Annotated in this window: 21 protein-coding genes; 2 read left to right on the top strand and 19 right to left on the bottom strand. The window is 43.8% G+C overall.

The window, feature by feature from the left end; all coding sequences use genetic code 11:
- Nucleotides 1-15: 15 nt before the first annotated feature.
- Both hpnH and NIT79A3_RS02530 read right to left on the bottom strand, forming a co-directional pair.
- Complete coding sequence (gene hpnH, locus NIT79A3_RS02535; protein ID WP_013964696.1) at nt 16-1,134, bottom strand: adenosyl-hopene transferase HpnH; 1,119 nt, start codon at nt 1,132-1,134, stop codon at nt 16-18.
- Between the two features lie 459 nt (nt 1,135-1,593).
- Nucleotides 1,594-2,109 carry a peptidoglycan-binding domain-containing protein gene (locus NIT79A3_RS02530; RefSeq protein WP_013964695.1) on the bottom strand — a complete coding sequence of 172 codons (516 nt, stop codon included), beginning with the start codon at nt 2,107-2,109 and terminating at the stop codon, nt 1,594-1,596.
- A gap of 236 nt (nt 2,110-2,345) precedes the next feature.
- Here NIT79A3_RS02530 and selD point away from each other — a divergent pair, with 236 nt between their 5' ends.
- Nucleotides 2,346-4,520, top strand: a complete 2,175-nt coding sequence (selD, locus tag NIT79A3_RS02525) for a selenide, water dikinase SelD (RefSeq protein ID WP_049785331.1) — start codon at nt 2,346-2,348, stop codon at nt 4,518-4,520.
- Nucleotides 4,521-4,545: 25 nt separating this feature from the next.
- Here selD and NIT79A3_RS02520 read toward each other — a convergent pair whose 3' ends face one another.
- From NIT79A3_RS02520 to NIT79A3_RS02500, 5 genes are all read right to left on the bottom strand, one after another.
- Nucleotides 4,546-5,196, bottom strand: a complete 651-nt coding sequence (locus NIT79A3_RS02520) for a hypothetical protein (protein WP_013964693.1) — start codon at nt 5,194-5,196, stop codon at nt 4,546-4,548.
- 165 nt (nt 5,197-5,361) lie between these two features.
- Nucleotides 5,362-6,543, bottom strand: a complete 1,182-nt coding sequence (locus NIT79A3_RS02515) for an aminotransferase class I/II-fold pyridoxal phosphate-dependent enzyme (RefSeq protein WP_013964692.1) — start codon at nt 6,541-6,543, stop codon at nt 5,362-5,364.
- On the bottom strand, nt 6,543-6,797 hold the full coding sequence (locus NIT79A3_RS02510; protein ID WP_013964691.1) for an acyl carrier protein: 255 nt from the start codon (nt 6,795-6,797) through the stop codon (nt 6,543-6,545). Before NIT79A3_RS02510 ends, NIT79A3_RS02515 begins: the two co-directional genes overlap by 1 nt.
- 30 nt (nt 6,798-6,827) lie before the next feature.
- The gene (locus NIT79A3_RS02505; RefSeq protein WP_013964690.1) at nt 6,828-7,745 is read right to left on the bottom strand and encodes an NAD-dependent epimerase/dehydratase family protein; all 918 of its coding nucleotides are present in this window, start codon (nt 7,743-7,745) and stop codon (nt 6,828-6,830) included.
- Between the two features lie 6 nt (nt 7,746-7,751).
- A complete protein-coding gene (locus NIT79A3_RS02500) occupies nt 7,752-9,575 on the bottom strand; it encodes a fatty acyl-AMP ligase (RefSeq protein ID WP_013964689.1) in 1,824 nt (607 codons plus the stop codon).
- A 475-nt stretch (nt 9,576-10,050) separates the two neighbouring features.
- On the opposite strand from NIT79A3_RS02500, the gene mnmH reads away from it, so the two are divergent.
- Nucleotides 10,051-11,166, top strand: coding sequence for a tRNA 2-selenouridine(34) synthase MnmH (gene mnmH / locus NIT79A3_RS02495; protein WP_013964688.1), 1,116 nt, complete (start codon nt 10,051-10,053; stop codon nt 11,164-11,166).
- A 44-nt stretch (nt 11,167-11,210) separates the two neighbouring features.
- Here mnmH and NIT79A3_RS02490 read toward each other — a convergent pair whose 3' ends face one another.
- The 12 genes from NIT79A3_RS02490 to NIT79A3_RS02435 all read right to left on the bottom strand — a co-directional run bounded on the left by NIT79A3_RS02490 (nt 11,211) and on the right by NIT79A3_RS02435 (nt 21,916).
- Nucleotides 11,211-13,034 carry a hypothetical protein gene (locus NIT79A3_RS02490; RefSeq protein WP_013964687.1) on the bottom strand — a complete coding sequence of 608 codons (1,824 nt, stop codon included), beginning with the start codon at nt 13,032-13,034 and terminating at the stop codon, nt 11,211-11,213.
- A gap of 195 nt (nt 13,035-13,229) precedes the next feature.
- Nucleotides 13,230-14,027 (bottom strand): flagellar biosynthetic protein FliR, encoded by a 798-nt coding sequence (gene fliR / locus NIT79A3_RS02485; protein ID WP_013964686.1) that lies wholly within the window; start codon nt 14,025-14,027, stop codon nt 13,230-13,232.
- A gap of 98 nt (nt 14,028-14,125) precedes the next feature.
- Nucleotides 14,126-14,398, bottom strand: coding sequence for a flagellar biosynthesis protein FliQ (fliQ, locus tag NIT79A3_RS02480; RefSeq protein WP_013964685.1), 273 nt, complete (start codon nt 14,396-14,398; stop codon nt 14,126-14,128).
- 13 nt (nt 14,399-14,411) lie between these two features.
- A complete protein-coding gene (gene fliP / locus NIT79A3_RS02475) occupies nt 14,412-15,125 on the bottom strand; it encodes a flagellar type III secretion system pore protein FliP (protein ID WP_348225695.1) in 714 nt (237 codons plus the stop codon).
- Between the two features lie 127 nt (nt 15,126-15,252).
- The gene (gene fliO / locus NIT79A3_RS02470) at nt 15,253-15,663 is read right to left on the bottom strand and encodes a flagellar biosynthetic protein FliO (RefSeq protein WP_348225694.1); all 411 of its coding nucleotides are present in this window, start codon (nt 15,661-15,663) and stop codon (nt 15,253-15,255) included.
- Between the two features lie 34 nt (nt 15,664-15,697).
- Nucleotides 15,698-16,222, bottom strand: a complete 525-nt coding sequence (gene fliN / locus NIT79A3_RS02465) for a flagellar motor switch protein FliN (RefSeq protein WP_013964682.1) — start codon at nt 16,220-16,222, stop codon at nt 15,698-15,700.
- Between the two features lie 17 nt (nt 16,223-16,239).
- The gene (gene fliM / locus NIT79A3_RS02460; protein ID WP_013964681.1) at nt 16,240-17,217 is read right to left on the bottom strand and encodes a flagellar motor switch protein FliM; all 978 of its coding nucleotides are present in this window, start codon (nt 17,215-17,217) and stop codon (nt 16,240-16,242) included.
- A 7-nt stretch (nt 17,218-17,224) separates the two neighbouring features.
- Nucleotides 17,225-17,743 carry a flagellar basal body-associated protein FliL gene (gene fliL, locus NIT79A3_RS02455; protein WP_348225693.1) on the bottom strand — a complete coding sequence of 173 codons (519 nt, stop codon included), beginning with the start codon at nt 17,741-17,743 and terminating at the stop codon, nt 17,225-17,227.
- Between the two features lie 310 nt (nt 17,744-18,053).
- A complete protein-coding gene (locus NIT79A3_RS02450; protein ID WP_013964679.1) occupies nt 18,054-19,241 on the bottom strand; it encodes a flagellar hook-length control protein FliK in 1,188 nt (395 codons plus the stop codon).
- 81 nt (nt 19,242-19,322) lie between these two features.
- Nucleotides 19,323-19,781, bottom strand: a complete 459-nt coding sequence (gene fliJ, locus NIT79A3_RS02445) for a flagellar export protein FliJ (protein ID WP_013964678.1) — start codon at nt 19,779-19,781, stop codon at nt 19,323-19,325.
- An 18-nt stretch (nt 19,782-19,799) separates the two neighbouring features.
- Nucleotides 19,800-21,206, bottom strand: coding sequence for a flagellar protein export ATPase FliI (gene fliI / locus NIT79A3_RS02440; RefSeq protein ID WP_013964677.1), 1,407 nt, complete (start codon nt 21,204-21,206; stop codon nt 19,800-19,802).
- A 2-nt stretch (nt 21,207-21,208) separates the two neighbouring features.
- On the bottom strand, nt 21,209-21,916 hold the full coding sequence (locus tag NIT79A3_RS02435; protein WP_013964676.1) for a flagellar assembly protein FliH: 708 nt from the start codon (nt 21,914-21,916) through the stop codon (nt 21,209-21,211).
- Nucleotides 21,917-21,938: the final 22 nt, after the last annotated feature.

Raw genomic sequence — 21,938 nt, 5'->3', positions numbered from 1 at the left:
ATATTCTATAGCTGTCTATTTGTTAATCAATGTCACCGGTATATCGGAAAGCTTCTTAGGTGTTTTATTTTCTTCACTCGTCCATTCTGGCGTAGGTTCAGCCACCATAGGGCCTGTGGTTTTAGGTCCTCTCAGTGATGCTATCAGTGCTTTCCATGGACGCTGCAACGTGTCTTCGACCGCTGTAGCTTCATATCCACAATGCGCCATACATTGGGCACATTTTGGATTCTTTGCGGTACCATATTTTTCCCAAGGGGTATCATCAAGCAGTTCCTGGAAGGTTTCTGCATAACCTTCATCCGACAGCAGGTAACAAGGCTTCTGCCATCCAAACACATTGCGTGTCGGGTTACCCCATGGTGTACATTTATAATTCTGGTTTCCGGCCAGGTAATCCAAATAAAGCGCGGAGTGATTCAGTCTCCATTTTCGTTTGAGTTTTTTGCCTAGTTCAAAAATACCTCTAAATAATATTTTTGTATCCTGGCTTTTGATAAAAACATCTTGTTGCGGCGCTTTCTCATAGCTAAATCCTGGCGCGATCGTTGCTGCTTCAACACCCAGCTCCATCGCATAATCCAAGAATTCAGCGACATCCTCGGGCGTTTCACCTTGAAACAAAGTACAGTTCACTGTGACCCTAAATCCTTTCTCTAATGCCAGCTTTATCGCTTCAATCGCACGATCAAAGACACCATCCTGACAAACTGAAGCATCATGACGCTCTTTCATTCCGTCCAAGTGAATCGAAAATGTCAAATAAGGTGATGGTGTATAGTCATCAATCTTTTTCTTTAACAATAGCGCATTTGTACATAAATAAACATATTTCTTACGTTTGATTATGCCTGCAACAATTTGCGGCATTTCTTTATGTATCAATGGCTCACCACCTGGAATCGAAACCATAGGCGCACCACATTCATCCACTGCCTGCATACATTCTTCGTAGGAAAGGCGTTGATCAAGAATATCTTCGGGGTGAGCAATTTTTCCACATCCGGCACAAGCCAGATTACAACGAAACAAAGGCTCCAGCATCAATACCAGCGGATATTTCTTAACTCCTTTTAGCTTTTGCTTGATTAGATAACTGCCAACTGCAATCTGTTGACGTAAAGGAACACCCATGAAAAAACCTCCAAAAATACTTCAAAAGCAAGTTAATGACCGATATTACTTAGCATAATGAATAATAAAACAATGTTTGTTAAAATTAATTAACCAAAATTTAATCTGGGAAACACTACTAAAGTATGCAAACAATCTGTTTTATAACGCGAGATTCATCTTATTCTGAGGAATCTAAACGCAAAAAAATAGAGATTCGCAACAAATGGATATCGTTCAACATTTATAAATCTATAATTACCTGAAAAAGCTTTGAAACCAGCTTTTATGATCAACTATAGAACATGACTCTTCCTATGGCAAATATTTTTACTTAGCTAAAGAAATTGAACAATTAACATCAGTATCGCGAATCGAATAAATTATTCCAATTATTGAAAACTTCACATGTGTGAATAAAAATACACCAAGAGCCGCAGACCCTTGGTGTATCAGAAATATCAAGCTGTTCTTTGTTCTTTAGAAATCGACACCTAATGCACGGAGCGTTTTCTTGGTAATTTTACCTGCTGGAATGCCATTTTGTTTCTGGAAGCTTTCGATTGCAGATACTGTTTTGGCTCCACTAACTCCATCAACCGGACCCGGATTAAACCCAGCATTTACGAGAGCCTGTTGTACTTTACGCATTATCGCAGGCGTTACTGTTACAACATCGTTCCCGTCATCAACTACTGCTGGCGCTGGTGCCGCTACTGCTGCAGAACCAGATCCAAGACTCTCAATACTTTTTACTTCCTCAAGGCTAGTTACTGGCTCAGCTGGCGGCGCAGCTGGTGCTGGTGCGGCGGCAGGCGGTGCAGCTGGTGCTGGTGCTGGTGCTGGTGTTGGTGCTGGTGCGGCAGCAGGTGCAGCGGCGCCATCCTTAGGAGGAAGTGGTTTTTTCTCAAAAATCGGTTTGCACCCGAACAACAGCCCCACCGATAATAACAGAACGGCACAAGCATTTAATGTACTGATTCTACTAGATTTCATTGTTACCCTCCATAAATAATAAATGTATATGTGAAAAGTCATCAATATGCACGAAACACACTTTAACGACAAATTTATTTAACTCAAACGTCTTTACTCAATTAGCCCTCAAAGCTATAGAAATACTTTTTAATTTTACTTATAGTGTCATGGACTAACTTATAATGTTGCGATGTGAACTATCACATTTTTCTGACCATAACGCAATCTGAATAAGTTAATTAATGATAGGCTTAATGCCACATAAAAAAGATTTACGTTTAATTGGCGGCGGCCATAGCCATATCGCCGTTATCAAAAAATTGGGAATGAAACCAATCCCCGGTCTCAGAGTGACGCTCATCAGCAATAATACGCTCACACCATACTCAGGCATGCTGCCTGGATTAATTGCTGGACATTATACCGTTGAAGATTGTCACATTGATTTACGGAAACTGTGTCAATGGGCTGGCGTGCAATTTATTTGCAGCGAGGTTCAACACATTGATCTGCTCGCAAAGCAAATATACTGCCATCAATACCCTTCCTTGCGATACGATTTATTGTCAATTAATGTGGGTTCCCAGCCCGCGCTCGATGAAATTAAAAACGCTACTGCATATGGCCACCCCATTAAACCGGTCAAGCAATTTCTGCAGAATTGGCACCAATGGCTCGAATCAGCTCAAATATCCCGCCAGTCAAAACGAATTGTTGTAATCGGAGGCGGAGCTGCCGGTGTAGAAATACTGTTGGCTATGCACTATAAGCTCTGCAATACGACTTCAATTTATGCAGACTTTACCCTGATTTGCGCTGATCAACATATCCTCAGTTCACACAATGAACGCGTGCAAGCATTTTTTAAACATCACTTGCAAGTGCTAGGTATTCGCATTATCTGCGGAAAACAGGTCGTGTCCGTTACTGAACACCAACTGACGCTAAATGATAATACAACACTGAATTACGATTTTTCTGCCTGGGCTATTCATGCTGGTGCGCAGACTTGGGTAGCAGAAAGCGGTCTCAAGTGCGATGATCGCGGCTTCATTCAGGTTGATCAATACCTCCGCAGTATTTCACATCCGGATATATTTGCTGTTGGCGACAGCGCTGCATTCAAGCCTACGCCATTGCCCAAAGCGGGCGTTTATGCTGTCCGTCAAGGCCCGGTCCTGGCAAAAAATATCGTCGCTCAGCTCGAAAATCGCCATCTTTTGCCTTTTAAACCGCAACGGCACTTCTTAAGTTTGTTAACGACAGGAGATCGTTACGCTGTCGCTTCTCGGGGCACATTATTTGCGCGTGGAAAGTGGGTTTGGGTTTGGAAGAATCACATTGATCGTACTTTCATGGCGCGCTTCAATCCACAGCCTATGGCTAACAACCATAACTCGCACGGTGGCATAGAATCGATGCGATGCGGTGGATGTGGCGCAAAAGTCGGCAGCAATATATTACAGAATGTTTTGTCACAGTTGGATGTTCAATCTCACCCTGATATAGTCAGCGATCCAGGGGATGATGCCGCGATTATTAATCTGCCTGCCAATACCCGATGGTTACAATCCGTTGATTTCTTCAGAAGCTTTATCGATGACCCCTATTTGCTGGGCCGTATCGCTGCAATTCATAGCTTAGGAGATATTTATGCAATGGGTGGAATTCCCCATTCTGCATTGGTGACCGCAATTATCCCGTATAGCAGCGAGCCTATTATGCAAGAAACATTATTGCATTTGATGCGCGGTGTATTAAAAACCCTAAAGGATGAAAATACTGCGCTGATTGGCGGACACAGTGGCGAAGGATCCGAAATGGCTATCGGGCTAACTGTTAACGGAACACTCCCATCAATTGAAGCCCTGACAAAATCCGGACTAACACCCGGTGATAGTTTAATTCTCACCAAACCTATCGGCAGTGGTGTTTTACTCGCTGCCAACATGGCTGCGCGCTGCCAGGGTTTATGGCTTGATCAGGCATTGGCCTATATGTTGCAAAGTAACCGGACCGCGGCAACCATCTTACGCTCTTGTGCAGCGCGCAGTTGTACCGATGTAACCGGATTTGGCTTACTCGGACATTTACAGGAGATGCTACTAGCCTCACAATGCAGCGCCTCCTTATCAATGGACGCCATTCCAATCATGGAGGGCGCACAACAGTACAGCCAGCAAAACATTCAAAGCACACTCTATGCCGCCAATAAACAAGCCAGCCAATGCCAATATTACAGTGGGCAACACCCAAGCTATCCTCTACTCTTCGATCCGCAAACCGCGGGGGGGTTACTAGCCGGAATACCCGCCGAGCGCACCAATGAATGTCTACACGCACTCACTGCTGCCGGCTATACTTCAGCGCATATTGGCAATGTCACGCCCCATGATACAAATTCGCTTATCATTTTAGCTGATCACTAACTGGTCTCGACACGATGTGAATCGATTAATCCAATAAAAATTCGATATTAGCCTGCGGGGTTAAAATTTTTGGCTTGTCCTGCACCTCGTCGTTGAAAGATGGTAAGACTGTTTCAAGAAATGGTGTTATTGAGTTCGTCGATCCACTGGTATTAGTGAACCCCCTGTTGCGTATTACTTTCTTTAAGCGAAAGGAAGACGCTCCTGGGTTAAACTCGAATATGAGCGTATTTGTATACGCAAAGATAAGACTTGTGTTAAAAGATGAAAGTGGATTCTTTCTAGCACTTAGGTCAGTATATAACGAGCTGACGACAATCATCAGGTCTTGCCCGTTAAAATAGGCTGTTGCATTAATGGACTCAAGCGGTTGCGGCAAACCATCGACTGCCGGAATTCCTGAATATCCGATTGCAGTCGCATTATCAATGCACACATCAAGATTATTATTGATAAAGCGAGGAATACCGCCAGTTAAGCTTAATCGATAGATACCATCCCCGGCATCTTGCATGACTTCGAATTTGCTTTGTATCGGCGCACCTTTGGGGGTAGGGTCATTTGCATCTACAGCATTTAGACATTCAAACCCGTTATATACAATACTTGTCCCAAAAACATTGCTTTGAAATAAGAAAGAAAATAATGCTAATGCCAGCACCTTCATTATTTTCATAGTAGCGCCTCGCTTTGAAAACTGAAACAGATTCGGCTAAGTATAAATTGAAATATTCAACTTTTAAGCAGATATATATCTTTATTGATCAATTTTCTGTATTCGCAATGCAATTAAATATAAACGCAGATACTAATTTTACGCACTAGAAATATACGGACTCGATTATATCTTGCTGTACAACGTGGCAAAAGTATCGCCCACATATTTGATTTGTTCTGGAGTATGCGCGGCATTTACACTGCATCGTACGAGCGATTTGCCTTCCGGCGCAGCAGGCGGCAGAATCAAATTCACATAAATATTATGTTCGAGCAAGCTTTGCCAAAGCCGGAGCGCTTGTTGCGGCGTATCAAGAACGGCAGCAATTACTGGACCTGGATCAGGACCTAGCAGGTAGCCAGTTTCCTTGAGCTGTGAATAAAGTTGTGTACAATTGGCCCACAGTTGTTTGCGCAGATCACTTCCTTTGCTCAGCAGAACCAATGCTGCACGCGTTGAAGCAATCGTTGCAGGTGACGGTGACGCAGTAAAAATATAGGGATGACTGATATAGCGTAATTGTTCAAGTTGCGGATGATTGCTCACACAAAATCCACCGATACTACAAAGACTTTTGCTAAAGGTGCCGGTAATAAAATCGACTTCTTTTAACAACCCCGTTTTTTCCACGAGACCCTGACCAGTTTCACCCAATACACCCAATGAATGTGCTTCATCGAGAAGTAGAATGCAATTATATGCATTCTTTAATTTAACAATTTCAGCTAAAGGTGCTTGATCACCAAGCATACTATAGATCCCCTCAGCAATAATCAGGGTTGTTTCAACTCGATCGCCCAGTCTACGCAGTCGTTTTTCCATATCAACCATATCATTATGCTTAAAGCGAATGATATCTGCGCCACTGAGGATGCACCCGTCATAGATACTTGCATGAGAATCTCCATCAATCAATACAGTATCGCCAGGACCTACTAGACCAGAAATAGTACCTAAATTAGCTTGATAACCAGTAGTAAAAACAATGCCGGAGCTACATTGATAAAAATCAGCGAATTCTCTTTCCAAGGCACGGTGACCAAAATAACTGCCATTTGCCATCCGAGAGCCCGTAGTACCTGTGCCTTCTTTGTCAATTGCTTCATGCGCTGCACGAATACATTCAGGTGCGAAGGTTAAGCCCAAATAATTATTAGTGCCGAGCAGGAGCACACGGCGATCTCCAATTCTAGCTTCCGTCGCTGAAAAAACTTCTTCAATCGGTATACCAAACGCACCCACACCATTAGGCAATAGTGATTTTCTTGCAGCAGCTGCTGCGTCTAATTTTTCAAGTAAATTCATTATGAAGCAGATTTTATTTTATGTACCAAGTCAGCCAATTCTCGTACGGTTTGAATATCTGTCAATGCATTAATGGGAATTGAAACATCAAATGTGTCTTCAATTTCCATAATCAGGTTAAGTAGTTTAATAGAATCAATCGATAGCTGGCTAATCAAGTTCGTTTCAGGAATTATCTGAGCATCAGAATTGGTCAAACTACTTAGCCGATCACAGAGCAATTTCATGATCTCATCGTAATTACTTTCAGTCATAAGTTAATTCAGAATAGTTAAATTTTAAATCTAGATTACTTCAGATAAAACGTCTTGTAAACGTATACTCGGTTGCCATGCTGGAAGAGCTTGGGTTAAAGGAGCATTATCACATACCCAGTCGCCATGTTGTAACTCATTAACTTTTCCTGGAGTCAGGATGGGGGAATAGTGGAATAACCGGGCAAGCCATAGATTTGACAATGCGATACTCCGGATTAGAAAATCCGGTATAGGGATGCAATGAACAGGGCGCTTCCACACCTGCTGCGCCAGGACAGCCAAACTCTGATAGCTGTACCCGCCAGGCATTCCATCGTCAAGCTCAAACACCCCTTTAACCGATGGGCTGGAAGAAGCTAGCCAAATCTGAATAGCCGCAACCAGGTCATATACATGTATTAACCCAAACCGGTTATGAATTTTCCCGACGACGGGAAGCAGCCCGCGGCGTATCGCTTGAAAGAGTGGTTTTAGTTCTTTATCGCCAGGACCATAAACAGCCGTGGGACGTAATATCGTCCATTGTAATTGCTCTGAATATTCAATTACCTGAATCTCAGACAAATACTTGCTTCGGGCATACCAAGATAATTCGGGTTGCCTTGCAGCTAAGGACGATACTAACAAGAAGCGAGGTAATTGTTTCTGTCCAGTAATGGCACGTAAAATATTTCTGGTACCTTCGATATTCGTATGTGCGAATTCTTGAAAAGAACTCCCTCTTACCGTTGCAGCACAATGAATAACAAACGCCACATCATTAACCAACTGATGTAGCGCAGTTAAATTATCTAAATCGCCTCGAATCCATTGAATGGATTCACTATCGGATGAGCGATGCAACCGTGTGAGTGCACGAACTGTCCACCCATCTTGAATCAACCTTTGCACCAGCACATTGCCAATGAACCCAGTAGCGCCTGTTACGGCAACTATTTTTGGCATGCGCCCTTATCTGTCACCTGATTCTACAAAAGACAGTTGACCTGCCAGGTTTGTTCTCTGTATATAACCTTGCCTCGCTGCAAAACGTGAAAGCTTTCCAGATGAGGTCCGTGGCAAGGTATGCGGTGGAACCAATTCAACAACACAATTCACCCCGAATGCCATATAAACAAGCTGCTGCAACCGGGTTGTCAGTGACTGCCGCTCAGTTACGGAAGTGAGTCTACATTCAATGACTAATACAATAGTCGTTGTGCCATCTTCATCATTCACTCCAAACGCAGAAGCCTCACGCGACCTGACTTCCGGTTGCTGTTCAGCCAATTCTTCTATATCTTGCGCACGAATATTGCGACCGTTAACAATAATGACATCTGTACGGCGTCCAGTTATAAACAAATCACCTTCAAACAGAAATCCAATGTCTCCGGTATCCAGCCAATTACCAGATTTAAGTGCTTTGTTAGTTTCTTCTGGATTGTTATAATAGCCCATCATCACGCTATCGCCTTGTACTAAAACACTGCCAACCATCATTTCTGACAATTGTTGACCATCCTCATCGATTATCTTCACGGTATGACCAGGTAACGGACGTCCACAATTTACAAATTCATTCTGTTTACGCCCATCCGCTTGCAATCTGGCGGCCATTCGCTTATCGATAAGCGTTTTACTATCAACTTGTATACTTTTGCATCCTTTACCAATTTTTGAAAAGGTAACGGCAAGTGTAGATTCCGCAAGGCCATAGCAAGGCAAAAAAGCATTCTCATCAAAACCTGCCGATGCAAATTTTTCAGCAAAATTTCTCAGAGTTTCTGGCCGAATCATCTCGGCACCGATACCTGCAGCTCGCCAACTGCTGAGATCCAGATCTTTGAGATCAGACTCCCTTACACGTAAAGTACAGAGCTTAAGACCAAAAGGTTGACTGAATGCAACAGTGCAACGGTTGCGGCTTATTAACCGTAACCATTGTAAGGGCCGGATTGCAAAATCCCGTGTCGCCAAATAATCAACAGAGATTTGCGTAACCATTGGCGCCAGAACTAACCCAACCAATCCCATGTCGTGATAAAAGGGCAGCCAAGAAGCAGAACGATCGTCAGGTTTAATTTCCAAACCATTACATACAATACCTTGTAAATTGCACATCAAGGCTCGCTCAGTAATAACCACTCCTCTAGGAGTACGCGTACTGCCTGATGTAAATTGCAGGTACGCAGTTTCATCAGGATAATTAGGCTGTAGTTCAACACTCATCGCAGGAAACTCGTTTAACTTCCCTGGTGTTCCTACCCACTGTATACAGGCTGTTTCTTCCGCAGCCTCTTCCAGAAAATTAATATAGTCAATATTCGCCAGCGCAATACTTGCTTGACTGCTCTCAAGCATACCCCTTAATTGCTGAACGTATATTGCATGGCTACCGAGATTAACCGGAATTGGCATTGCAAAAGGCACTAAACCAGCATAGCGACATGCAAAAAACAACTCGACAAACTCTGGGGAGGTATCAGCAATGATTGCTACCCTGCTACCACGGAGCAAACCAAAACCAAATAAACGTTGCGCTAAGATACGAGCATTCTGTCTTAGTACACTGTACGGCAGAACCGAACGTAAGTTGCCCTTCGCGTCATAAAAGTTATACCCCGTTATCCCCTCCGCTGCATATTCTAAAGCGCTAGTCAGGGTATCAAAGCCCGCCAACTGCTGAGTTAGTGTATTGAGTGTCGGTGTCGGTGTTAATTGTAATTCGCTTGAAGGTTGAAAATCAAACGCTTGCGTTAGCGGAGCGTTCAACTTGGTTATTGTCGAACTCAAGATCTTCCCCTCGAAGTAATAGTACTTGTCATCTTGCTCCCATAAGCAAGAAATCCTGGTTGAGCGTGCCAACGATGATCATTAATCTCTAATAATGCACTTTTTGCTGGCTGGAAAATTTTCATTCAAACGCTTACCGCTGACATTGCTTAATAAATATAAGTGTGTCATATTTGACCACTCCGCAGCTTATATAAGGCGCTTTTTCCTGTCAAGGCAATATTAAATCAGTGTTGCACCAAAACAACAATTGCTCTAATTAATGACTTCTAACTTACCCTCTTGTTTTTCGAATTGTAACGGATAACACCTTTCTAGAGTATTTTTGTTCTAATTCCGCTGATTATAACAATCGTTTAACCTGTGGCCGATCATTCGAATTTGTAAAATCGCGACAAATAATGTGTGAGAATTCATGACACCAAACATATTGGCATATAGTGTTATTTCAATAAATAGATAAGTATAGAAAGCAATGTCAGATTACCTGGTTTCGGCCGATCAATTTCATGATTTATTTGTGCACGGCACTCCATTTCTGGATGTCCGTTCTGAAGATGAATTTGCTAAAGGTAGTTTGCCAAATTCGCTCAACCTCCCCATTCTGAATAACCATGAACGTCATTTAGTCGGGATTTGCTACAAACAAAAAGGGAAACAAGCCGCCATTCAATTAGGCCATAAATTGGTGTGTGGTGAACTTAAGAGGAATCGTATTCAGCATTGGCATGATGTTGTAGCTAACAATCCCGATATACATATCTTCTGCTGGCGTGGTGGAATGCGATCAAATCTAGCACGTCAATGGATCAATGAAACAGGTATTGCTGTGCCGCTAATCGTAGGAGGCTACAAAGCACTCCGACGACACCTAATGCAGGTGATTGAAGAAGCAGCCATAAATTTTTCCATGATCCGAATAGGTGGAAAAACAGGTGCCGCCAAAACGCTTCTGATTAATGAATTAGCCTTTAGTATTGATTTAGAAAAGCATGCCATGCATCGCGGCTCGAGTTTTGGCCATACGGTTAATCATCAGCCTACTCAATCCAATTTTGAGCATACATTAGCCATTGATTTACTGCGCATGACTTATGCTGCTTCCAATAAAAGCACACTTTTTGTTGAAGACGAAAGTAGAAATATTGGAACCATTTCGATTCCGGAGACATTCTTCCAAACCATGCGGCGCTCACCCCTAGCGCTAGTAGAAATGCCATTGGAATTTCGCATTCAACGGATTTTACAAGAATATATTACGGATATGCTGACAGCTTTTCAGATGAAATATGCTGAATTTGGCTTTGAATATTTCAGCGCCTATCTTCTCAACAGTCTTTTGCGGATTCAGAAACGCCTAGGATTAGAACGCTATAAGCACATGCATGCTCTCATGATAAAAGCTTTGGAAACTCAACTGAGTACAGGAAATATTTACGGCCACGAATCCTGGATAACCCATTTACTTGCTGAATATTATGATCCGATGTATGCGTATCAAATAAAGAAAAACAAAGAATCGGTAGTTTTCAGCGGAAGCTACCAGGAGGTGCTTGAATGGGCAAATTATTTCAACTCATCCATGCGCTAAACACTGAAACCATTAATTGTAGTAGCTCAAACCTAACCTGACTGTTAAGACTTGGTGCTTGATGCAATCCTATTACGGGAATGCTCTGCAGCAGCAATCTCTGCTCGTATTCTCGCTGTTGCCGCAGCGGTAGCTTCTTTATCAGCTTGGGAGCGCGCAAATAGCGCTTCCTTAGCCATAACTTCAACAGCTTCCCGGGCTGCTGCAGCTTCCAGCGCTTTGGATTCCAGCACTATGCGTTCCTGCATGGCGGCAAGCGCAGCCGATTCGGTTCTGGCTTTTTCCAATGCGATTCTGGTAGCAGCTTTTTCTGCTTCAAGTTGCGCTTTGGCTTTATTGGCAGCAATAATTTTTGCTTGTGCGCGAGTAATGGCTAATCCTGTAATTTTTTGCTCAATTTCGAGGCGCTCGGCGACAGCTTGTTTAGCATCGGCTATCGCTTTGGCGCGAATTTCCGTATCTTCCAGTAAGCGTTGCTCCAGATCCGCTTGAGTATTTGTTTCTTGCGCTGCAAGAATATCCGCTTGGATTTTTGCCTCCGCTGCAACTCTTAATCTTACTTCAGCTTCCGCCCTGCTTTTGGCTGCATTCCTTGCAATTTTTTCTGCGTCCGCACGTGCTTCCGCTTCTTTAATGGCCTCTTCATCTGCCTTAATACGTTTCTGATACTCCTTGTTCGCGTTGACCTCCGCTTTCTTCTTCTCATTTGCAACCACTTTGGCTTCTTTTTCAACGCGCAAGGCTGCTTCTGCAGCAGCTAATGCTGCAGCCTCGGCTTGCATACGCTGATTGGCTTCTTCAAGCAATTCAGATTCTGCAGCAAGGCGGGCCTTGATTGCATCAGCAGCTGCGTTCTCTTTCGCAATGATGGATTCCGCTATTTCGGTTACAACTTTTTCTGCGTCTGTTTTATCGCGTGCCGCGATGGTTGCTTGGATGTCTAATTCAGCTCTTTTTCTCGCTTGTTCTGCCGCGATCGCTTCAGCTCCGGCCTTTTCTATCGCCGCTTGTACCGCAGCAGTCTCGGCTTTCAGCCTATCCTCTTCGATTTCTTTCGTCCGCTTCTCCACATCCAGCCGTTCAGTAATCTGAGCCAGGGTTTGCGCCTCTATCTGCGAGCGAATCTGCATTTCCTCAATGATTTGCTTTTCAGCTTCTTCATGAGCCTTAGCCAGTGCTATGGTTCTTTGCGTCTCCTGAATTTTTGCATTGGCGAGCATCGCTGCATGTGTTTCTGCTTCTATCGCAGCCAATGCAAGCGAACGCGCCTCATCTGCAACTTTAGCTCGATGCATCGCAGCTGCGGCAGCTTCATTTTCTTTCAATGCGGTTTCATGCGCCTTATCCAGAGCAGCGGCTTCTTGTTCAACGCGTTTCTGCATTTTCTCAACAATTGAAGCTTCTGCTTTAATTTTGGCTTCCAATAGCGCGTTTAGGGATTTTTCAGCCTTAATCTTCTCTTCCGCAAGTTCCCTGGCTTTTATTTCAAATTCCCGGCGAGCATTGGCTTCCCTGATTGCCAAGGCCTCCGCTTTGGCTCGTGTTCGGGCTTGATCAGTAGCGATCGCTTCAGCTTGAATTCTAGTTTCAGCCGCAATTCTGGCATTAGCTTCGGCACGAGCTCGTGCTTCAGCAGTCACCTTCGCGATGTTTTCTGCTTCAATTCGCTTATGCGCTTCCTTGATTGCCCGGTCTTCCGCACTTAGCCGGTCACGAAATGCAGTATCCAAAAGCTGTTTAATTTCCTCACTCGATGCTTTGTTTAATTGTAACTCTTCGGCAGGCATGACGATTTCTTCGTCATGCTGTACCTCCGGCGATGAAGAGAATTTGCGTAGTGAACTGAGTAAACGTGACTTAAATGTCATAAGTTATTAACCAAACCAGCAATTATTTGAACTGCCAATGTTAATAAATAGTTTCCGATAAATGGACGATCACTTTAACAGTTCCGGGCAAGAAACTTGTATCGAAAAAGAAGGGAAATATTGTCTGTTTATGTATTAAGTCTGCCCGCATATAGCATCAAGAGGAATTGACTCATGCTTTTCCCCAGAAATCAGCTATGGCATATTGATTTGATTGATATTAAGAATTCCCATCATTAGATTTAAAGCATCATGCACCAGGTATTCCAGAATCGGCGCATAAAAAGGCATGCTGAGCGCCAGAACGAAAAGACCAATGGAAAGTGTCAACGGAAAGCCGACCGCGAAAATATTTAATTGCGGCGCAACACGCGTCAGAATGCCTAAGGCAAGGTTGGTAATCAGTAATGCGGTGAGAACGGGAAGTGACAATTGAAGACCTGATTTAAAAATCTCCCCACCCCAGTTTGCAAGCGTCGTAAATGTTACATTTGTAATTCCATCTGAACCAACAGGTAATGTGCTAAAGCTCTGTGAAATCAATGCAATCATCATCAAATGGCCGTCAATTGCAAGAAATGCCAGACTGGCAATTACTCCCAGAAAGCGTCCTATGATATCTATCTGACCGGAGTTTTGCGGATCAAAGAAAATTGCAAAGCCAAGACCCATTTGCAAACCAATCAATTCACCTGCCGTTTCCACCGCAACAAATACAATGCGCATGACAAATCCAATCGCGACACCAATCAGCACCTGTTGCAGCAAGATGATTAAGCCAATACCGGAAGCCGGATCAATCTGCGGTAATGATTTTTCTACTACCGGCATAACCAGAATAGTGATCATAATCGCCAATCCCAGCTTGACCTTGACTGGAATGCTCGGGTTTCCCAAGATGGGTGCAGTTGCCACCATCGCCAGAATTCTGCTGAGCGGCCAAAGAAATGCCGCCAGTAACGTATTTAATTCTGCAGTGGTTATACTGATCATAATGTTAAATCATTCGTTGGACGAACGAACTCAGGTACAGATACAGATCAACAATCGAAATTGGCTTATGCAACGCTTAACTCTACAACCTACCGGCTTTAACTGACTGCAAGCCAAGGAATGCTGGTAAAAAGCCGCTGCATATAATCTGTCATGATGGTGATCATCCAAGGCCCAGCCAGCACCATTACCAGAAACATTACTAATAATTTGGGTATAAATGACAAAGTCATTTCGTTAATTTGAGTTGCAGCCTGGAAGATACTGACTAATAAGCCGGTTGCCAAAGCAGAAAGCAGCAAGGGCGCAGAGAGCATAAATGTGATTTCAAGCGCTTGCCGGCCGATAGTCATCGCACTTTCTGGAGTCATACTAAGTTTCCTTTCAGGTATAAAAACTTTGCGTTAATGAACCGATAATCAGGTGCCAGCCATCGACCAGTACAAAAAGCATTAATTTAAATGGAAGTGAAATAATCATCGGTGACAGCATCATCATACCCATAGCCATCAATACGCTTGATACAACCAGATCAATGATTAAAAATGGAATGAATACGATAAAACCAATCTGGAAGGCTGTTTTTAGCTCACTCGTGATATAGGCCGGAACCAGTATTTTCAGCGGTACGTTATCGCGGCTTTCGAGCTCTTCACTGTTTGATATTTGTACAAAAAGCGCCAGATCTGTTTCCCTGGTCTGGTGCAGCATGAACGATTTCAGCGGCACACTCGCTTTCTCAGCCGCTTCCACAATACTTATTTTATCTTCAGAAAAAGGTAAATACGCTTCCGTATAGACCCGATCGATGACCGGTGACATGATAAAAAAGGTCAGGAATAATGCCAATCCGAGCAATACCTGGTTCGGCGGAGAAGATTGCGTGCCCAACGCCAGCCTCAGCAACGACAGGACAATAATAATACGTGTGAAACTTGACATCATTAATACCAGCGCAGGTAAAAATGTCAGCGAAGTCAGTAATAAAAGTGTCTGTAAGCTCAGCGTATAAGTCGCGCTTCCATCGGCATTAGGGGAACTGGTAAATGCCGGGAAACCGGATTTTTGCGCAAATGCAGGCACAGCGATAAAACCCACGAAAAGAAACGCAATCTGTAACAGATTACGTTTTGTAATTCCACTCAGGCAGCACGAAAAACCTACCCGAATCCTATGACAAATCAATATGCGTTGAAAGCATGAATGAATAATTGATGCAAAGCTATTATGCATTTTCTTTTTTTATGCTCTGATTAAGCTGCGTAGCAAATGTTTCAACAGACGGATTATCCGGTGTTGTACTGGCAGTATCTGCTAAAGGCTTATTCATGGTATGTAATTTATTGACACGGCCGGGTGCAACACCGAGCACCAGCCAAGTGTTATCAATTTCCACAACAACCACTCGCTCTCTCTGACCAACTCCGGCCGCCGCCACAACCTTAACGACGCCCGCAGTAGCAGTTGATATCAACGAGAAACGTTTGAGTAACCATGTCATCCCGCCTATGATCGCCAATACCAGCAATAATCCCCCCATCATCTGCAACGTATTCTCAATTGTTATCACGGAAGGTGGTGGCACATAGCTTGGTTTCCCTGTTTCAGCCCAAACAGGAAATGGAAGTGTCAGCATCAAAAGCATCAAATATCGGCTTGGCATATCAGCTCTAACGATTGAGTTTACGAATACGTTCACTGGGTGTAATGATGTCGGTCAACCGGATACCGAACTTATCATTAACAACTACTACTTCCCCTTGCGCAATCAGACAACCATTGACCAGCACATCCATAGGTTCGCCGGCCATGCCATCAAGCTCAACAACCGAACCTTGGGCGAGTTGCAGCAGGTTCTTGATAGCAATCTTGGTACGACCCAACTCAACCGTCATCTGCACCGGAATATCGAGAATCATGTCGATATCATGACGGGCATTATTTCCTACGCCATCGTTTGAGAGTTCCTGGAAAACCGATGTGGTTGCAGACTGCGAACCGACCATCGTGTTGTTATTTCTCTCTGGCGCATTAGCTGCCGGAGCGGATGCTTCTTGCTCAGCCATTGCGGCAGCCCAGTCATCGACTTCCGTTTCTTTTTCTGCAGAGTCATTTTGAGAAACCGCGGCCTGCTCCGCCATAGCGGCAGCCCAGTCGTCCGTCTCAGTTTGATCGTTTTCTGTAGGCTCTGACATTATAAATCTCCAATAAATTATTCAGTTTCTGCTGGGGAAATCATTGCATTGACTCTGAGTGCATACTGTCCATTCATGATGCCATAGTGACAATCCATAACAGGTATGCCGTCAACATGTACGGTAATGGTTTTAGGGATTTCCAGCGGAATGATATCTCCCGCTTGCATGCTCAGAATTTGTTCAAATGTAACTTTCGTATGCCCTATGTTAGCAACCAGTTCCACTTCAGCAATTTGCACTTGTTGTGACATCAATTTGATCCAGCGTTTGTCAACTTCCAGGTGATCGCCTTGCAATGCGCTATATAAAGTATCTCGAATGGGCTCAATCATTGAATAGGGAATGCAGACATGCAACTCGCCGCCCTGGTTACCCATATCGATATCAAAAGTAACCGTAACGACCACTTCATTAGGTGTAGCAATTGTGGCAAATTGAGGATTCATCTCAGATCTGACATACTCAAAATTAACCGGATATACTGACTTCCAGGATTTTTCATACTCTTCAAATACCACATCAAGCAAACGCCGAATAATACGTTGCTCAGTCTGCGTAAAATCTCTTCCCTCAACTCTCGTATGGTATCTGCCGTCGCCACCAAACAAATTATCCACAATCAGGAAAATCAGGTTGGGATCAAAAACGAGCAATGCTGTCCCGCGCAGGGGCCTCATTTGAACCAAGTTGAGATTGGTCGGCACCACCAGATTACGCACGAACTCACTGAACTTGATAACTTTGACGGGACCAACTGCAATATCCACCGTGCGGCGCATGAAATTAAATAAACCGATACGCAAAAAACGTGCAAATCGTTCGTTGATGATTTCATACGTAGGCATCCGTCCGCGAACAATACGCTCCTGCGTAGCAATGTTATAGGGTCGAACACCCCCTTTCTCTTCTTCCTTCTGCACTTCATCGCTTTCGCCAGTGGCGCCTTTGAGAAGTGCATCAACCTCGTCTTGTGAGAGAAAATCTTCAGCCATCTGTCGTTTACTGGATCACAAATGATGTAAATAATACTTCCAGCACATCCTCTTGCAGTTCTGATGAATCCAATGATTGTTTGATTTCATCGACAATCTGCTGACTTAACTGTTGTTTTCCTACTATGCCTGTGATATCCGCCGATTTCTTACTGGAAAGCAACATGAGGATACGATTGCGAATAGCCGGCATTTGCTTTTTAATCTCCGCTACGACAGGGGTTTCTTTGGTTTTCACAGTTAACCCAACCTGCAAATATTGACTACTTTCTTCCGGTTGAAGATTGACTGTAAAAATATCAAGATCCACAAATGTGGTTGGTTTTTCCTTGGGCTTTACAGGTTCAGAATCTTCATCACCGGACATCTTCATAAAATACCATGTGCCACCGGCACCCGCCCCGATGGCAAATACTGCTATTAAGATTATGATGATTAAACTCTTCTTGCTCTTTTTGCCTTCTGGTGCAGGCGTTGTTCCATTAGATTTTGACATTTTGCTCAACTCCTCATTTGATAAAATCAATTATCTTCGACGAGGTAATAAACTGATATCACAAATAGCAATGAAATAATGTCACTATTTCCAGATAAAGAGATAAATCAGGAATTCAGTAGTTGCGCCTACTGATTTCTGTTTGAAAGAATATTTGTATAATCTGACTGATTAGTTTGATTCCAGCTCAAATTAGAAATAAAGAAAAAACATAACCCGAATGGGTTTGTAAGGCTATCTTGAGAAGATATTATCTGCCACACCATCCTAACGGATAACGTGACAGATTATGCATAGGAAATTGATTCACAAAAAATCAAACAAGCCTGATTTCATGAAATCAGGCATAGGTATTGACCATGCCGAGATGCCGGCTCGGCATGACAGCCGTATCAATTTGACCCGCCGTCTCTGGTCTTGTACCTGCCATATTATTGGTATCTTTTGCGGAATGATGCGCTTGCTGCTGTCTATTGTCTTGCTGAAATGAATCAGAACCGACCATTACATTACCCAATGTAATGCCGTTCTCGGCCATTATCTCTCTTAATCTCGGTAGCGCTTGCTCAATTGCCTCACGTACCGCCAAATGAGGAGACGAAAACTGCGCTGTCGCCTGATCCTGTGTAATACTCAGCATCACTTCAACAGGTCCAAGATGAGCCGGGTTTAAACGAATTTCAGCCACCTGATTTTGCTGAGAAGACAACCAGACAACTTTCTGTGCAAATTCCCCGCCCCACTTTGACTGACCTACTGGAAGATCAACATGGATGTCTTGTAGTGTTGTATTCAGGGGAACGCCGGAAGCAGAGTTGCTTAGGCTGAAGGGCTGTGAGGAAATTGATTCGCTATGTGTTGAGAATATCGATTCCCCTGTATTAACCTGGATGGCTTCATTCATCTCCGAAGAAAATGGTAAGAATTTGCCGTAAGCGGCAGATTCTGCCGCATCCAATGATTGCCCTATGTCATTGGGTAAAGCAGTAGAGCTGCTTGTAACCAAGTTTAGTTGTGCAAGTTTTTGTTGCAGCAATTGATTGCTGATTGGAATTGCTGAACCCGTAATCTGTTCACCGTCCAGGGGGATCAATGCATTCTGGGATGGTGTGGTTATTGCCAGCGGCACGGCTGATGTTGCAGTCATCGCATCCGGATTTAATGCGAAATCCATTGCGCTTAGCGCCGGATCGGTTTTGTACACACCACCCGCATTGCTAAGCAGATTTTGAATGAAGCTGTTTGCATCATCCGTTGCCGTCGTAACTGTCGTGGTTGTATCCGTATCTTTATCCGTGTCTTTGTCTTTAACTGTATCTTCTGAAGATGCTGCACTATCAGAATGTTCTTTTGTGTTAGAAGTATTGTTTTTTTCATGTTTGTCCGTTGCTTCAGATACTTCGCGCTCCAGGACTTTACCAAATTCTTCTGCAACAGGCTCTTTTGCGCCAGCTGAACCAGAATTGATCATTGCTATAGGATTTTCAGCTGAAGATTTGATTTGAGGTGCAACTGATATAGTTAACATAAGCTTTTGGTCTCATACAATTAATAATGCCATCAGTAAATAAGCAATCTCTATGCCAATCTGACTGTCACTGATATGTTGCTAACCGCCTTTGGGCAGAAATGAATCCCGATGGAAAGAATTCGACGCAAACTCATCTTGTACTTTCTGCTCAAGTTTTAATTGCTTCTGGTTCTCTTCATTTTGTTGACGTTGCGATAGCGTATCGTAGGATTTTAATTTGCGCTGGCAGGACAAAAATTCATTTCCTCCCTCGATCCTTTTGTTTTGTGCATATAAAACCGCTTGCTGTTGTTCGTTGATAGCAGCGTCAAGTTTATTCATAAATGCAATAAAATTGAGCCATTCAATGTGATCAATTCCTTTCTCTGTAGAGTTCTGGAAATGTAATTGATAACTATGACGGTACTGCAAAAGTAACTTTAATTTTTTTTCTGCTTCCTGCTGATGCAAATTTAACTTTCCAAGTTTCCTGGCTAAAGAATCGGTCTGTTGTTGTGCCAGATCCAAAAGCAGTTTTAGCGATGATGTGGTTGGCATAATTATTTTTATCCTTAATTACCGTATTTCTTCGCCTTCAAACAATTTTGTTAGTTTCTCAAGACTATCGGTAAAGTTTTCATGTTGCGACATAGTCTGTTGTAAAAATTTCTCAAATGCCGGATAAAGCCTGATAGCTCGATCCAATTCCGGATCTGTCCCGGCTACATAGGCTCCGACACTGATCAGATCATGACTACGTTGATACCGCGAACACAAGCTTTTAAATTTCCTTGCCATATCCACTTGTTTCTGTGGAACCACGCTGGTCATGACGCGACTGATTGATGCTTCGATATCGATTGCAGGGTAATGTCCAGCTTCGGCTAGTCTTCGCGATAAAACGATATGGCCATCGAGAATGGCACGAGCACTATCAGCGATGGGATCATTCTGATCATCGCCTTCCGTCAACACAGTATAAAAGGCCGTAATTGAACCGCTATTTTGATTGCCATTCCCGGCACGCTCTACCAGTTGCGGTAATTTAGCAAATACAGACGGTGGATAGCCTTTGGTAGCAGGCGGCTCGCCAATAGCCAAGGATATTTCCCTTTGCGCCATGGCATAGCGAGTTAATGAGTCCATTATGAGCAACACATGCTTGCCGGTATCTCGAAAATATTCGGCAATGGCTGTCGCGTAGGCAGCTCCTTGCAAACGTAACAACGGTGAAGTGTCAGCAGGCGCTGCAACAACGACAGAGCGCGCGAGACCCTCCTGACCAAGAATATTTTCTATAAATTCCTTAACTTCACGTCCCCGCTCCCCAATTAAGCCGACAACAATCACGTCAGCAGTGGTATAGCGTGCCATCATGCCAAGCAAAACGCTTTTCCCCACACCACTGCCCGCGAACAATCCCATGCGCTGACCTCGCCCAACAGTCAGCAACATGTTAATCGCACGCACTCCAACATCGAGTGGCTCACTGACAGGAATTCGTTCTAATGGATTATAAGGACGGCTGTAAAGCGGTACGCTCTGCTCTGCATGGGTGGGACCAAGACGATCAAGCGGTTCCCCGACGCCGTTTAAAACACGGCCAAGCAGCTCAGGTCCGACATAAACATGCTTAGCGCGATCTGCTGCACGTCTTCGAGGATGTTGAAAATTACCAATTCTGGGGGATTCGCCAATAAGTTCTGTAGGAACGACTTTTGCACCCGGCGACAATCCATAGACATCACTGGATGGCATCAGAAATAAGCGTTCTCCAGAGAATCCGACAACTTCCGCCGAGACGTTATGGCCATTCGATAGAAAAATGGTGCAGCTGCTGCCAACAGCCAATCTGAGTCCTATGGCTTCTATAACCAGTCCCGCTACCCGTGTAATTGTTCCGCTTAATAAGAAAGGGTTTGCGGGAGTAATCAACTGCGTGCAATTCTTTAAGAAGCCGCCCCATTGTTCAGAACAAGCCATAATTAATCTTTCTTCTCAAGCCAGCCGTCACTCTGTCCAATAGCTGATAATACTCTTTGCCAGCGCACTTCCAAACCGCCATTGATTTCACTACCACTGGCTTCAATACGGCACCCTCCTCTGGACAGCTGCTCATCTTCACGAATACACCATTGATCCTGTTCCAGCTGATCACTCAGATGTGCCAGTACCAATTTTGCATCCTCCGGATGCAAAAAAAGACGAGGATGTTGCATTGCATTGGGCAAGTTACGGATGGCTTCTTGCACGATAGGTATAATTAACTCAGGATTTAGTTTTAATGCCTGTGTGACCATTTTTCTGGCAAGTGCAATGGCCAGTTCTAATAGGCTATCCGCCACTTGTTGATCCATTTCATGCAAATCCTGGTCAAGTTTGGATAGTAGTGCCTGAATGCGCGCCACTTCGGCTTTAACTTCAATTTCAGCGATTTTTCTGCCTTCTGCGAAGCCTGTCGCATTACCTTCTTGCAATCCTGCTGCATACCCCTCTTCTTTGGCGCGCTGAAAAATTGCAGCAACGTCCTCTTCGGTCGGTAAAGAAACCTGGGGCTGCTCATTGGCCTGTATGTTGGCTTCAGTCTCCGCTTCCTGCGTTTCTCTAGTTAATTCTGGTGTCTCAAAAGAATTCATCTCCCATCGCTGATAAGCGTCGGGTTTTTCTTTTGAAAAATAATTACTTGCAATCATTTACAAGCCTTTGTTTCAGTAG

The organism is Nitrosomonas sp. Is79A3 (assembly GCF_000219585.1).
GTDB lineage: Bacteria > Pseudomonadota > Gammaproteobacteria > Burkholderiales > Nitrosomonadaceae > Nitrosomonas.
The sequence above is the reverse complement of the archived record's forward strand: the minus strand, read 5'-3'. Positions and strand labels throughout refer to the sequence as shown.